Origin of the sequence: Pseudomonas sp. N040, from assembly GCF_015637705.1 — a bacterium.
GTDB lineage: Bacteria > Pseudomonadota > Gammaproteobacteria > Pseudomonadales > Pseudomonadaceae > Aquipseudomonas.
This window is the reverse complement of sequence record NZ_JADOBE010000004.1, coordinates 314,788-328,694: the sequence shown is the minus strand read 5'-3', so window position 1 is coordinate 328,694 and position 13,907 is coordinate 314,788. Positions and strand designations below refer to the sequence as shown.

Genomic DNA, 13,907 nt, shown 5'->3' with positions numbered 1-13,907 from the left:
GCAGATGACTCTGGAAACCTGGCTGGCGTTCTTCGTTGCCTGCTGGATCATCAGCCTGTCGCCCGGCGCCGGGGCGGTGGCGTCGATGGCGTCCGGCCTGCAGTTCGGCTTTCGTCATGGCTACTGGAATGCCATCGGCCTGCAGCTGGCGTTGTTGCTGCAGATCGCCATTGTCGCGGCCGGCGTTGGCGCCCTGCTGGCCACTTCCGAACTGGCGTTCAGCCTGATCAAGGGTTTTGGCGTGGCCTATCTGGTTTATCTGGGCTGGAAGCAGTGGCGGGCCGAGCCGGCACCGGTGTCGGAGGCGAGCATGCCGCACCCTTCCGGAAAGCGTGGTGCGCTGGTGCTGAGTGGCTTTCTGGTGAATGCCAGCAACCCCAAGGCAATCATCTTTATCCTGGCGGTGTTGCCGCAGTTTCTGGATCCGCAGCAGCCGCAACTGGGCCAATACCTGCTGATGGCCCTGACCATGGTGGCGGTCGATCTGCTGGTGATGGCCGGTTACACCGGGCTGGCCGCACGCGTACTGCGGGTATTGCGTTCACCCGAGCAGCAGCGCCTGCTCAACCGCACCTTTGGCGGCTTGTTCATGGTGGCTGCCGGGCTGCTGGCGATGGTCAGCCGGGCCGGTTGATTACCACTCGATCGGCTGACCATCCCAGCTCCAGAAGCTGCCGCTGTCGGCCGGCGTCTTGCCGGCCAGCACGAGCAACAACTGGCTGGCGGCAAAGGCGGGGCTGAACAGCTTGTCCGCCGCGACATTGGCCTGAAATGGCCGCGACAGGGCGGTGTCAGTGGTGCCCGGATGCAGGCTGAGCACGCAGGACTGCGGATTCAGCCGGGCCAGTTCAATGCTGGCACAGCGCAGCAGTTGATTGAGCGCCGCCTTGGATGCGCGATAGCTGTACCAGCCACCCAGGCGGTTATCGCCGATCGAGCCGACCCGTGCGCTGAGCATGGCTATCTGGCACGGATGATTGCCACGCAGCAACGGCAGGCAGTGCTTGAGCAACAGCAGCGGGGCAAAGGCATTGTGCTGAAAACTCGCGTGCAGGCTTTCCAGGCTTACCTGACTGAGGGATTTCTCGGCCCGTGCGCCTTCGCCCTGCAGCAGGCCGATACAGCTCACCAGCAGGGACAGCTTGATGCCACGGGCCTGCAATTCGCCACTGAATACCGCCAGAGCAGCTTCGTCCAGCGCATCCAGGCTGATCGTCTGCAAGCGTCCGGCATGCTGTCGGCCTAGTTCAGCCAGTTCCGGCGTGTCTGAGTGGCGCGCCAGAGCCCAGAGCTGGCCGACCTCCTTGCGTGCCAGCAACTGCGCGCAGAGCGCCAGGCCGATACCGCGACTGGCGCCGGCCACCAGCACATGGATGGGCGGCGTGCTGTTCTGGGCAAGGCTGGTGGGCATGGACTACTCCGGGTATCGAGCGGGTGGTTCCAGTGTGCCTGCAATTGTCTGCCAGAGACTGACCGCCTGGCGCTTGCGGCAATTCGACGCGAGCCGGTGCGCTGATGGCTCTTTTCCACAAGGAGTATAGGGGCGTAGAATCAGACGATATTAATTCTCGTTTGTGATTGAAATATGCGTGCATCCCTCCGCTTCTCCGCCCGTTTGCTGTCCGTCTTCCTGCTATGCATTTCTTTCTCGTTGCAGGCCGCAGTGCCGGATGGCAGCGCGCGGGCACTGCATCTGCTCGGCTATATCGGTGCGGATTATCCGCGCACCGTGATGGCCGGCGAGGTGATCGACGCGGCTGAATACCAGGAACAACTGGAATTTCTCGGTGTCCTGCAGAACTTGCTGGCCGGCTTGCCCGACCAGCCCGGTAAGGAAAAACTGCAACTGGGCCTGCAACAACTGCATGCAGCCGTCAGTCAGCGTCAGGACGGCCCGCGGGTCGCCAGTCAGGCGCGCCAGCTGGCAGCCGCGCTGGTCGAGCTGTATCAGGTACAGCAGGTTCCGGCCATCACCCCGGACCCGGCCCGTGGTGCGCCGCTGTATGCCGAGCATTGCAGTGTCTGCCATGGCACCAGCGGCGCGGGTGATGGCCCGGCCGGTATCGGTCTGCAACCGCCACCGTCCAATCTGCGCGATGCCGCGCGGCTGGATCAGTTGAGCCTGTATGACCTTTACAACACCATCGGACTGGGTGTGGATGGCACGGATATGGTGGCCTTTGCCGATCAGCTGGATCAGCGCCAGCGCTGGGATCTGGCCAGCACGGTAGCGGGCTTCAGTGCGCAACCGACGCCCCCCGGAGAACCGTTCAGCGCGCTCATGCTGGCCGGTCAGACTCCCGCCGAAATAGCCCTCAGTCAGGGTGCGGATGCCGCCGCGCGCTTTCGCGCCCAACGTGCCAAGCCGCCGTTGCAACCCCGCAGCCCGCAGCAATTCATCGAGCACACCCGCAGTACGCTGGCGGCGAGTCTGGCCGCCTATCGGGCGGGCCAGGCGACCCAGGCTTACGAGCTCTCGGTGGCGGCTTATCTGGAAGGTTTCGAGCTGGTCGAAGGGGCGTTGAACAATATTGATGCGCAGCAGCGCAAGGCTACTGAGAAGGCCCTGATGGCCTATCGGCAGGCACTGCAAGATCGGGCGCCGGTAGAGCAGGCTGAGCAGGCGCTGGCCAGCGCCGAACAGCAGTTGCAGGCCTCCGCCGGTTTGCTGGCCAGGGGCGGCATGTCAGCCTCGCTGAGTTTCATTTCCAGCTTGTTGATTCTGTTGCGTGAAGGTCTGGAAGCCATACTGGTGCTGGCCGCGATTCTGGCGTTTCTCAACAAGACCGGCCAGCAGCACGCGCTGCGCAGCGTGCATCTGGGTTGGGGACTGGCGGTACTGGCGGGCGTTGCGACATGGGCCGTCGCCGCCTGGCTGCTGGATATCAGCGGTGCCCAGCGTGAAGTGCTGGAAGGTGCCAGCGCGCTGTTTGCCAGCCTGATGCTGTTGTGGCTCGGCGTGTGGATGCATGGCCGCCGGCAGGCAGATGCCTGGCAAGCCTATCTGCGCGATTCCATGCTCGGTTCCGGCGGGCGCATGGGCTTTGCCGTGCTGGCGTTCATTGCGGTGTATCGCGAACTGTTTGAAGTGATCCTGTTTTACGAGACCCTCTGGTTCCAGGCCGGCAGCTCGGGCCATCCGTGGGTGTTGCTGGGCGCGCTGGCGGCGCTGGTGCTGCTGTTCGGTCTGGCCTGGATCATTTTGCGCGGCTCGGCGCGACTGCCGCTGCAGGCCTTCTTCAGCGCCAATGCATTGCTGATGTGTGCGCTGGCGGTGGTCTTTGCCGGACATGGCGTAGCGGCTCTGCAGGAAGCCGGACGCTTGCCGCTGGAGCCGGTCGCGTTCTTCGAGTTCAGCTGGCTGGGTATACACCCGGATGCCCTGGGGCTTGCAGCCCAGGCGCTGGTATTGCTGCTGATTGCGCTGTTTTATGGGCGGGACTGGTGGCGTGCCCGGCAACGCGCGGCGCTGGTCGACCAATGAACCAGACGCCGCAGACTTTGCGCGTGTGGATCGACGCCGATGCCTGCCCGCGCGGGGCGCGTGATCAGGTAGTCAAGTTCGCCCTCAAGCGCGGTTTGCAGGTGGTGCTGGTGGCGGGCCAGGCGCAGAGCAAACCGGCGTTTGCCTGTGTGCGGCTGATCGTCGTGCCCAGCGGCCCGGATGCGGCGGACGACTATCTGGTTGAGCACGCCGTGCCTGGCGAGCTGGTGATCTGCTCGGATGTGCCGTTGGCCGACCGCCTGGTCAAGAATGGTGTGGCCGCGCTGGATCCACGCGGTCGCGAGTTTGATGCCAACAACATGGGCGAGCGTCTGGCGGTGCGCAACCTATTCACTGATCTGCGCGAGCAGGGCCAGGCAGGTGGCGGGCAGGGCGCCTATGGTGATCGCGAGCGACAGGCGTTTGCCAATGCCCTCGATCGCATTCTGACCAGGCTGGCCCGCTCAAGCTACTGATTCGAGCGGCACCCGCGCCGCGATGGGGCCGGCTCTCCGCTCGGCCGGAGCAAAGCAAACGCTCGCGCCGGGGGCGATGTTCCTGCAGCCAGCACGGCTGGTCTGCAAGCGCCGCACATACACACTATTCAACGGCCGGATCAGTAGCCGGACTCAGCCGCACAGGTAGGTGCCGGTGCCCACGGCAATCAGGGTGCCATCGTCGGCATGCAGTTCCGAGCGCACCACCGCGACCTTGTTGCCCGAGCGCAGCAGCACGGCGGAGGCGTTGAAAGCCGCGCCCCGGCCCGGGCGCAGGTAGTCGATGCGCATGTCGATGGTGCCGAGCTTGGCCAGCTTGGCCATGCGCTCGGCGGCCGGCAGGTGCTGGTGACGGGCGAAGGCGCCGACCATCGCCATGGCGCCACCGACCACGTCAAGCACGCTGGCGATCACTCCGCCATGCAGGATGCCCTGGGAGAAGTTGCCGATCAGTTCGTTCTTCATCGGCAGGTGCATGATTGCCCGTTCACTGGTCAGCTCGGCCAGTTGCATGCCCAGCAGCTGATTGAACGGGATGCGCTTGAAGTAGCTGGCAATGCCGTCGTGCAGCTCGGGTTCGATCTCAAGTTTGATGTTGGACATGCACACCTCGGCGGTCTGGATGCAGTCACGCTGCCGCATTTGCGCCGCCCTGGCCAGAGGGGCGGCGCGAATGTCCTGCGCAATGGCGCAATCGCTGGCTCAGCCAACCATCTCCAGCACCCGGTCGACCAGCTTGTTGATGCCGCTCGCGGCTTCGCTGATCGAGCCGGCGAGCATGTAGGCCGGAGTGGTTACCAGCTTGTGCTGTTCATCGACGACGATGTCTTCCACGGTGCTTTCGATATGCAGCGCGCCCATCTGTTGCAGGGTGCTGGCGGTTTCGTGGTCGCTGCCGATGGTGCAGTTGACCCCCGGGCCGAAGATTTTTGCCGCCAGTGCCGGGGCGATGCACATCAGGCCGATGGGCTTGCCGGCCCTGGCGAAGGCCTGGCAGGCGTTGAGCACGTCGGGCTGCACGCTGCACAACGCGCCGCTGATGGCGAAGTCGGAAAGGTTCTTTGCCGCGCCAAAGCCGCCGGGCAGGATCAGTGCGTCGAAGTCGCCGACGTGCAGTTCACGCACATCCTTGATCTTGCCGCGGGCGATGCGCGCGGACTCGACCAGCACATTGCGCGTTTCGTCCATTTCATCGCCGCTGTAGTGGTCGACCACGTGCAGTTGTGGGATGTTCGGCGCAAAGCACTGCACCTGGGCCCCGCGCTGGTCGAGGCGCAGCAGGGTCAGCACGCTCTCGTGGATTTCCGCGCCGTCATAGACGCCGCAACCGGAAAGGATGACTGCGATCTTCTTCTGCATGGTGTTCTCCTGATTACTGGGCTGGCTGCAGGTGCTTGCGCAGGAAAGCCAGGGTCTGCCGGTGGGCGTCTGCCGCCAGCGCGGGTTGATAGGTGTGCATCGGGCTGGGCTGGTCGAACACGTGATCGGCCGCCTGGTACTGCACCAGCTGGATCTGCGCCAGGCCCAGTGCATCCAGGCTGTCCAGGCATTGCCGGTGGCTGGTCACGCTGTCCTGGCCGGCCAGCAGCATCAGCAGCGGGATCTCCGGCGGCGCCTGGCTGTCCAGCCGCAGGTGGGCCGGGTAGCCGCAATAGGGGTAATAGGTGACGGCGGCCTTGATCAGTTGCAGGGTCTGCGGACCCGGTCTGGCGAAGCCGTGCCCGGCTTCGCCGCCATAGGCCAGCGCGTCGAGAATCGCCCAGCCGCCGTGGGAAAAGCCCATCACGGCGAGGCGCTGGCGATCCACCTGGGGCATCGCGGCGGCCAGGTCGAGGGCGGCATACACGTCCTGTGCGCGCTCGTTGCCCCAGAACAGCTTGCCGTCACACACCGGCTGCCAGTCGGTGATCCCGCGCGCAGCAAAGCTGTCGACATAGAGCACGGCAAAGCCGGCGGGGAGCAGCCAGCTGTCGAGGTTTTCGCGCATCGACTGGCGTTGTCCGCCACAGCCATGAAAGGCCAGCACGGTGGGGAAGGGGCCTGTGGCGTTCGGCGGGGTGACCAGGGTCAGGTGCGCCGCCAGGCGCTGCTTGAGTTGCTCGGGTTGTCCGGCGGCTGGCAGCAGCGCGGCACGGTAGGGATAGAGCCCGAGCAGCAATGCGCAGCTGAGCAGGGTCAGGATGGCCAGGGTGTAGCGCAGGAATGTCCGCATTTTGTCGCCAATGGTGATGCAAATTGTCGTTTGTGGCCGCATGTCCGCAGGCCGTGTTGCGCTAGGATGCGAATATGTCTGAACGTCTGTGCGTGAAAGCCATCCTAGCCGCTGGGTGATGGTAACTCTATGGGTGAAGCATGAACTACGTCCTCTATGCGATTCCGTTTTTCTTCCTGCTGATCGGTCTGGAGCTGCTCGCCGATCGCTGGCGCGGGATCAGTACCTATCGCTGGTCGGACAGTATCAACAGCCTGAGTGCCGGCGTGCTGTCGCAGGCCAGTGGTTTGCTGGTCAAGGGATTGGGGCTGATTGTCTATCTGTTGATCTGGGAACACATTGCGCTGTTCGAGCTGTCCACCGACGCACTCTGGGTCTGGGTCTTCGCCTTCTTCTTCTATGACTTCTGCTATTACTGGGCGCACCGCCTGGGCCATGAGCGCAATGTGCTGTGGGCCGCGCATGTGGTGCATCACCAGAGCGAGGACTACAACCTCACCACCGCACTGCGGCAGACCAGTACCGGCTTTATTTTCGGTTGGATCTTCTACCTGCCGATGGCGCTGGTGGGGATACCACCGGTCGTGCTGATTACCGTGGGTGCGCTGAACCTGCTTTATCAATTCTGGGTGCACACCCGCCATGTACCCAAGCTTGGCTGGCTGGAGTGGATCTTCATTACGCCGTCCAATCACCGTGTGCACCATGCCCAGAATCCGATCTACATGGACCGCAACTACGGCGGGGTGTTCATCATCTGGGATCGTCTGCTCGGCACTTTTCAGGAAGAGCTGGATGAGGAACCGGTGGTGTTCGGGGTGACCACGCCGCTGGCCAGCTGGAACCCGCTGTGGGCCAACCTGCACTTTTATGTGCAGCTCTGGCGCGACGCAGTGCACGCGTCGTCCTGGTGGGACAAGTTGCGCATCTGGTTCATGCCTACCGGCTGGCGTCCGGCAGATGTGGCGGCGCGTTATCCAATGGTCAAGCCGGAGCTCAGCCAGTTCGTCAAATTCGACGTGCCGCTGAGTGCCGGGCAGAAGCGCTATGCGTTGCTGCAGTTCGCCGGTTATGTGCTGGGCACCACCTGGCTGCTGATAGTGGCCGCAGAGCATGGCTTCAGTGATGTGCTGATTGGCTGGTGCTGGGCGGCATTCGGGCTGTACGCGATTGGCGTGTGGCTGGAAAACCGCCCGTGGGCGTTCGGTCTGGAAGTGGCGCGCCTGCTGCTGAACGTACCGGCCCTGTGGCTGATGCAGCAGGCCGGGTTACTGCCGGCGGGCGAAACGGCCTGGCTGGTGTTGCTGGCTTACAGCCTGCTCAGCGGCATTTTTCTCTGGTTGCCGCGCCGGCGTGAAGCGCAGCTGGCCTGATCAGGTGCTGTGCCGGTTGCGGTAGCGGCGCCACAGCCAGAGCAGGCTGCCGGCGCTGATCAGGGCGCCGATCACCCAGATTTCGTAACGCTTGATGTTGTCCAGCAGCAGCTCCAACGCTGCGCCCAGATGAAAGGCCGCAGCGCCGAGGACCACGGCCCAGATAACTGCGCTGACCGCGTTAAGCAGCAGAAAGCGCAGCGGCGGGTAGCCGGAAATGCCGATGGCCACCGGCATCACCGTGCGCAGGCCGTAGACGAAGCGAAAGCCCAGCACCCAGATGTCCGGGTAGCGCTGCAGGTGCTCCAGCGCCCTGGCGCCCAGGGCTTCCCAGTTCGGCTTGCGCGCCAGGATCTGCCGGCCCTTTCGGCGGCCGAGAAAGTACCAGAGCTGGTCGCCTGTGTAGCCGCCACTGGCAGCCGTCAGCATCACCCAGTAGATATCCAGGTAGCCGCGCGAGGCGAGAAAGCCGGCCAGCACCAGGATGGTTTCCCCTTCGAAGAAGGTGCCGATGAACAGCGCCAGATAGCCGTAGTCTTGCAGAAATGCTTGCAGCATGGCGGACCCGCGGTTGGGGAGATGGCGCAGCCTACGCTCTGGCGCTTGCCCTGGGAAGCGCTGGTCGGCGACCCGCGCGGCCGGGAAAATGCAGATTTGTCCGGGGAGCTGCCGACAACTTGGTCATGCATTGGTCATAATGCACAGCTATAACTGTCACGCTGTGTCCGCCGCGCGGATTCTGGAGCCACTGTGAGCATTACCCCCGCCAATCGCCTGTTCCCCGGTACCCGTCTGCGCCGCAACCGGCGCGACGAATTTTCCCGCCGGCTGGTCCGGGAAAACCGCCTGAGCGTGGATGACCTGATCCTCCCGGTGTTCGTGCTGGATGGCGAGAATCGGCGCGAAGCCATCGCGTCGATGCCGGGCATCGAGCGCCTGTCGATCGACCTGCTGCTGGAGGAGGCCGAGCAACTGGTGGCACTGGGCATTCCGGCGCTGGCGCTGTTCCCGGTGACGCCGCTGGAGCAGAAGTCCCTGGACGGCAGCGAGGCGTGGAACCCGCAAGGGCTGGCGCAGCGGGCCACCCGCGCCTTGCGTGCGCGTTTCCCGGAGCTGGGGATCATCTGCGATGTGGCGCTCGATCCGTTTACCACCCACGGCCAGGACGGCATCATCGACGACAGCGGCTACGTGCAGAACGACCTCACCGTCGCTGCGCTGGTCAGGCAGGCGCTCTCGCATGCCGCCGCCGGCGCCCAGGTGGTGGCGCCCTCGGACATGATGGACGGCCGCGTGCAGGCGATCCGTGCGGCACTCGAGCAGGGCGGTTATCCGAACGTGCGCATCATGGCCTACTCGGCCAAGTACGCCAGCGCCTATTACGGACCGTTCCGCGATGCCGTCGGTTCGGCCGGCAATCTCGGCAAGGGCAACAAGCTGTCCTACCAGATGGACCCGGCCAACGGCGACGAGGCCCTGCACGAGGTGGCGGCCGACCTGTCCGAGGGCGCCGACATGGTCATGGTCAAGCCGGGTATGCCCTACCTGGACATTCTCTGGCGGGTCAAGGAGGAATTCCGCGTGCCGACCTTTGTCTATCAGGTCAGTGGCGAGTATGCCATGCACATGGCGGCGATCCAGAATGGCTGGCTCGGCGAGGCGGTGATCCTCGAATCGCTGACCGCCTTCAAGCGCGCCGGTGCCGATGGCATCCTGACGTATTTCGCGAAACGGGCTGCCGAGCTCATGCAAGCGGGCTAGAAGCCCCCCAGGACTGGCAATGAACACGCAAGAGAACGTACCTGTTGAAGTGCTCGAAACAACCCCGCCGGCAGTGCCGCCGGCCGCCGTGGAAGCGCCCGCGCCGCTGGTGATTCCGGGGGTGGATGACAGCTGCATGTACCTGCATCGCGAACTGTCGCAGCTGAAGTTCAATATCCGCGTGCTCGAGCAGGCACTGGACGAATCCTACCCGTTGCTCGAGCGGCTGAAGTTCCTGCTGATTTTTTCCAGCAATCTCGACGAGTTCTTCGAAATCCGCGTCGCGGCGTTGAAGAAGCAGATCACCTTTGCCCGCGAGCAAGCGGGGGCGGACGGCCTGCAGCCGCACCAGGTGCTGGCGCGGATTGGCGAGCTGGTGCATCAGCAGGTGGATCGCCAGTACGCCATTCTCAATGATGTGCTGTTGCCGAAACTGGCGGAGAAGCAGGTCAACTTCATTCGCCGGCGCCACTGGTCGGCCAAGATCAAGGCCTGGGTTGGCCGCTATTTCCGCGACCAGATCGCGCCGATCATCACCCCGATCGGCCTCGACCCGACCCACCCGTTTCCGTTGCTGGTGAACAAGAGCCTGAATTTCATCGTCGAGCTGGAGGGCGTGGATGCCTTCGGCCGCGATTCCGGCCTGGCGATCATTCCGGCGCCCCGGCTGCTACCGCGGGTGATCAAGCTGCCGCCGGAAATCGGCGGCCCGGGGGATAACTTCGTGTTCCTCTCGTCGATGATCCATGCCCATGCCGACGACCTGTTCAACGGCATGTCGGTCAAGGGCTGCTACCAGTTCCGCCTGACCCGTAATGCCGACCTGTCGGTGGATGCCGAGGATGTCGAGGATCTGGCCCGCGCCCTGCGCGGCGAACTGTTTTCGCGGCGCTACGGCGATGCGGTGCGCCTGGAAGTGGTGGACAGCTGCCCGGACAACCTTGCCGACTACCTGCTCAAGCAGTTCGGCCTGGCGCCAGGCGAACTGTACCGCGTCAATGGCCCGGTGAACCTGACCCGGCTGTTCAGCGTCACCGGGCTGGAAAGCCATCCGGAGTTGCAGTACGAACCCTTTACCGCGTCCATCCCGAAAGTCCTGCAGGACAGCGACAACCTGTTTCAGGCCGTGGCCAAGCAGGACATCCTGCTGCTGCATCCGTTCGAGTCCTTTACCCCGGTGGTCGACCTGCTGCGCCAGGCGGCGAAGGATCCGCAGGTGCTGGCGGTGAAGCAGACGCTGTACCGTTCCGGAGCCAACTCGGAGATCGTCGACGCGCTGGTGGATGCCGCGCGCAATGGCAAGGAAGTCACCGTGGTGATCGAGCTGCGCGCGCGCTTCGACGAGGAGTCCAACCTGCAGCTGGCCAGCCGCCTGCAACAGGCCGGCGCGGTAGTGATCTACGGGGTGGTCGGCTACAAGACCCACGCCAAGATGATGCTGATCCTGCGCCGCGAGAATGGCGAACTGCGCCGTTATGCCCACCTGGGCACCGGCAATTACCACGCCGGCAATGCCCGCCTGTATACCGACTACAGCCTGCTGACCGCCGATGTGGCGTTGTGCGAGGACCTGCACAAGCTGTTCAACCAACTGATCGGCATGGGCAAGACGCTGCGCATGAAGAAGCTGCTGCACGCGCCTTTCACCCTGAAGAAGACCCTGCTCGACATGATCGCCCGCGAAACGGCCTTCGCCGCGGCGGGCAAGCCGGCGCACATCATGGCCAAGGTCAATGCGCTGACCGATCCGAAGATCATCCGCGCGTTCTACAAGGCCAGCCAGGCCGGGGTGAGGGTCGATCTGGTGGTGCGTGGCATGTGCTGCCTGCGTCCCGGTGTGCCGGGGGTCTCGCATAACATCCAGGTGCGTTCGGTGATCGGTCGCTTCCTCGAGCACAGCCGCATCTACTACTTCTGCAACGGCGGCGAAGAGGTGCTGTACCTCTCCAGTGCCGACCTGATGGAGCGCAACCTGGACCGGCGGGTGGAGACCTGCTTCCCGATCGAGGGCAAGAAACTGATCCTGCGGGTGAAGAAGGAGCTCGAGGCCTATCTGGCGGACAACACGCACGCCTGGATTCTGCTCAGCGATGGCACCTATGTACGCCAGCAGCCTACCGGCAACCAGCACGCGCGCAGTGCCCAGGCCATGTTGCTGGAGGCCCTGAGCAAGCCGCTGGCGCGCTATCGCAGTGGCAGCCCGGTTCGCCTGCGCACCTTGCCGAGCTGATGCTGCCGGTTGCGTGAGGCCGGGCGGCGTCCCGGCGGGTCCCGCGGCGTTTGCGCGAGCAAGGCGCGCGGCAATGGACAGGCGCAACCTGCGTCGGCTGGCGCGGGCTCAACTGACCTGCAGGCGAAATCCGGCCTTGGCCAGCCACTCGGCTTCCTGGGCGAAGTCGGCCATCGTCAGCGGGTGGTTTTCCAGCCAGCCATCCGGGAAGCGGATGCTCAGGTGCTGGGCTCCGGCCTGCAATCGCACGGTCGGCATGTCGTGGCTGCCGCGAATGTGATGAAACAGGATGGCAAAGCGCAGCAGCACGCACAGGCGCAGCAGCTTTTCACCTTCCGCCCCCAGCTCGGCGAAGCGTTCCCGTGGAATGCTGCGGCGGTGCCCGCGCACCAGCAGGGCGAGCATCTGCTGGTCCTGGCGGGAAAAGCCGGCCAGCTCGGAGTGCTCGATCAGGTAGGCGCCATGCTTGTGATACTGGTAGTGCGCAATGTCCAGGCCGATTTCATGCACGCGCGCCGCCCAGACCAGCAGGTCGTAGTGCCATTCATCCTGAATGCCCCAGTCGGCCGCGACCTGGCGCAGCGCCGAAATGGCCTTGGCTTCGACCCGGGCAGCCTGTTCTAGGTCGACGTGGTAGCGCTCCATCAGCGCCGAAAGGGTGCGCTCGCGCACGTCTTCATGCTGGTGGCGGCCGATCAGGTCATAGAGCACGCCTTCGCGCAGGGCCCCTTCGGAGTGGACCATCTGCGCCAGGCTGAAGGCGTCGAAGATGGCCTCGAGAATGGCCAGTCCGGCGGGAAAAATCGCCCGCCGATCATTCTTGATGCCATCCATGTCGATTTTTTCCACATCCCCGAGCTTGAGCAGCTTGCGCTTGAGCCAGCCGAGTCCGTCCGGATTGATTTCGCCGTTGCCCAGGCCGGCGGACTTGATCGCCAGGCCGATGGCGCGCACGGTGCCGGAGGCGCCCACGGCTTCCAGCCAGCCATGCCGCTGCAGGCCATATTCGATGCCCATCAGCTCCAGGCGCGCCGCGGTATAGGCCTGGGCATAGCGGCCGGGGGTGATTTTGCCGTCGCGGAAGAAGCGCTGGGTGAAGCTCACGCAGCCCATCTGCAGGCTTTCCAGGATCAGAGGCTCGAAGCGCTGGCCGACGATGAACTCGGTACTGCCGCCGCCGATATCGACCACCAGGCGATTGCCCTGGGAGGCCGGCATGCTGTGCGAGACCCCGAGATAGATCAGGCGTGCTTCCTCGCGGCCGGAGATGACCTCGACCGGATGGCCGAGCAGGGCTTCGGCGCGCTGGATGAAGGTATTGCGATTGACCGCCTCGCGCAGCGCATTGGTGCCGACGATGCGCACCGCGCCCTGCGGCAGGCCGTTGATCAGTTGGGCGAAGCGCCCCAGGCACTCCAGGCCGCGGAGCATGGCCTCTTCGCTGAGCTCGCGCTGCTCGTTCAGGCCGGCCGCCAGTTGCACCTTGTCACCCAGCCGCTCAAGCGCGCGGAGCTCACCCTGATCGGTCTTGGCCAGAATCATGTGGAAACTGTTTGAACCAAGATCAATGGCGGCGATCAGGGGAAAATTCTCGGCGGGCGTGTAAGGCATGCGTTGGCTTCCGGTGAATAGGCTGGTCATCCTGCCACGATAGGCAACCCGAGCCAACGCGCAGCGTACGATTTTATGCCTGTCCGGCGCGTCATTGGCGTTCTCGTGGCGGGCCATAGGCAAGCTCAATCGCCAGCCGCTTTCGATCAGGACGCCAGAGGGCTATGATGGCGAACACTTTTAGCTTCGGTAACGGAGAGTTTTATGAGCGATTTCATCACGAATGTCAGCGATGCCAGCTTCGAGCAGGATGTGCTCAAGGCCGATGGCGCTGTTCTGGTCGATTACTGGGCTGAATGGTGCGGTCCGTGCAAGATGATTGCACCGGTACTTGATGAGATAGCCCAGACCTACCAGGGCAAGCTCAAGGTCTGCAAGCTGAACATCGACGAGAACCAGGACACCCCGCCGAAGTTTGGCGTGCGCGGGATCCCGACGCTGATGCTGTTCAAGAACGGCAATGTCGAGGCGACCAAGGTTGGTGCGCTGTCGAAATCCCAGCTGGCGGCGTTCATCGACGCCAATCTCTAAGCTGTTTTGGCAAAAACCCCGCATTAAAGCGGGGTTTTTGCTTTGTGGGCTGGACGCCTCCCGCCGCCGGTGCTAAATTCCGGCTCGCAACCCGTACTGCGGTTGCTTCCCGCAAGCCGTCGCCGACGCATCCCTGATTCGATCACGCACAGCGACCCAGTCGCCTTTCGCGCGCCGCGGCTTCCCAAGCTCAATGCTTCCCTCCTCA

General features: G+C 64.0%; 13 protein-coding genes. 7 read left to right on the top strand and 6 right to left on the bottom strand.

From position 1 onward, the window contains the following. Window positions 1–4: 4 nt before the first annotated feature. A complete protein-coding gene (locus tag ISX93_RS08580; protein ID WP_195778300.1) occupies window positions 5–634 on the top strand; it encodes a LysE family transporter in 630 nt (209 codons plus the stop codon). Here the strand turns inward: ISX93_RS08580 and ISX93_RS08575 are convergent, their stop codons facing one another. Next, on the bottom strand, window positions 635–1,411 hold the full coding sequence (locus tag ISX93_RS08575; protein ID WP_195778299.1) for an SDR family NAD(P)-dependent oxidoreductase: 777 nt from the start codon (window positions 1,409–1,411) through the stop codon (window positions 635–637). Window positions 1,412–1,585: 174 nt separating this feature from the next. Here ISX93_RS08575 and ISX93_RS08570 point away from each other — a divergent pair, with 174 nt between their 5' ends. Then, entirely contained in the window at window positions 1,586–3,484 is a 1,899-nt protein-coding gene (locus ISX93_RS08570) for a cytochrome c/FTR1 family iron permease (protein ID WP_195778298.1), read from the top strand. 17 nt (window positions 3,485–3,501) lie between these two features. After that, window positions 3,502–3,960 carry a YaiI/YqxD family protein gene (locus ISX93_RS08565; RefSeq protein ID WP_195778331.1) on the top strand — a complete coding sequence of 153 codons (459 nt, stop codon included), beginning with the start codon at window positions 3,502–3,504 and terminating at the stop codon, window positions 3,958–3,960. 153 nt (window positions 3,961–4,113) lie between these two features. Here ISX93_RS08565 and ISX93_RS08560 read toward each other — a convergent pair whose 3' ends face one another. The 3 genes from ISX93_RS08560 to ISX93_RS08550 form a co-directional block, all read right to left on the bottom strand. Next, window positions 4,114–4,584, bottom strand: a complete 471-nt coding sequence (locus ISX93_RS08560) for a thioesterase family protein (protein WP_195778297.1) — start codon at window positions 4,582–4,584, stop codon at window positions 4,114–4,116. A gap of 99 nt (window positions 4,585–4,683) precedes the next feature. Beyond that, the gene (gene elbB / locus ISX93_RS08555; protein WP_195778296.1) at window positions 4,684–5,340 is read right to left on the bottom strand and encodes an isoprenoid biosynthesis glyoxalase ElbB; all 657 of its coding nucleotides are present in this window, start codon (window positions 5,338–5,340) and stop codon (window positions 4,684–4,686) included. Window positions 5,341–5,353: 13 nt separating this feature from the next. Beyond that, the gene (locus tag ISX93_RS08550; RefSeq protein ID WP_195778295.1) at window positions 5,354–6,193 is read right to left on the bottom strand and encodes a dienelactone hydrolase family protein; all 840 of its coding nucleotides are present in this window, start codon (window positions 6,191–6,193) and stop codon (window positions 5,354–5,356) included. A 140-nt stretch (window positions 6,194–6,333) separates the two neighbouring features. On the opposite strand from ISX93_RS08550, the gene ISX93_RS08545 reads away from it, so the two are divergent. Continuing rightward, window positions 6,334–7,566 carry a sterol desaturase family protein gene (locus tag ISX93_RS08545; protein ID WP_195778294.1) on the top strand — a complete coding sequence of 411 codons (1,233 nt, stop codon included), beginning with the start codon at window positions 6,334–6,336 and terminating at the stop codon, window positions 7,564–7,566. Here the strand turns inward: ISX93_RS08545 and ISX93_RS08540 are convergent, their stop codons facing one another. After that, a complete protein-coding gene (locus ISX93_RS08540) occupies window positions 7,567–8,124 on the bottom strand; it encodes a DedA family protein (protein ID WP_195778293.1) in 558 nt (185 codons plus the stop codon). A 192-nt stretch (window positions 8,125–8,316) separates the two neighbouring features. Between ISX93_RS08540 and hemB the strand changes: the two genes are divergently transcribed. Continuing rightward, a complete protein-coding gene (gene hemB, locus ISX93_RS08535; protein ID WP_195778292.1) occupies window positions 8,317–9,327 on the top strand; it encodes a porphobilinogen synthase in 1,011 nt (336 codons plus the stop codon). Window positions 9,328–9,346: 19 nt separating this feature from the next. Next, window positions 9,347–11,557 carry a polyphosphate kinase 1 gene (gene ppk1, locus ISX93_RS08530; protein ID WP_195778291.1) on the top strand — a complete coding sequence of 737 codons (2,211 nt, stop codon included), beginning with the start codon at window positions 9,347–9,349 and terminating at the stop codon, window positions 11,555–11,557. 108 nt (window positions 11,558–11,665) lie between these two features. Here the strand turns inward: ppk1 and ppx are convergent, their stop codons facing one another. Next, on the bottom strand, window positions 11,666–13,168 hold the full coding sequence (gene ppx, locus ISX93_RS08525) for an exopolyphosphatase (RefSeq protein ID WP_195778290.1): 1,503 nt from the start codon (window positions 13,166–13,168) through the stop codon (window positions 11,666–11,668). A gap of 204 nt (window positions 13,169–13,372) precedes the next feature. Between ppx and trxA the strand changes: the two genes are divergently transcribed. Further along, window positions 13,373–13,699: a thioredoxin TrxA gene (trxA, locus tag ISX93_RS08520; RefSeq protein ID WP_195778289.1), complete on the top strand. Its 327-nt coding sequence runs from the start codon at window positions 13,373–13,375 to the stop codon at window positions 13,697–13,699. Window positions 13,700–13,907 lie beyond the last annotated feature (208 nt).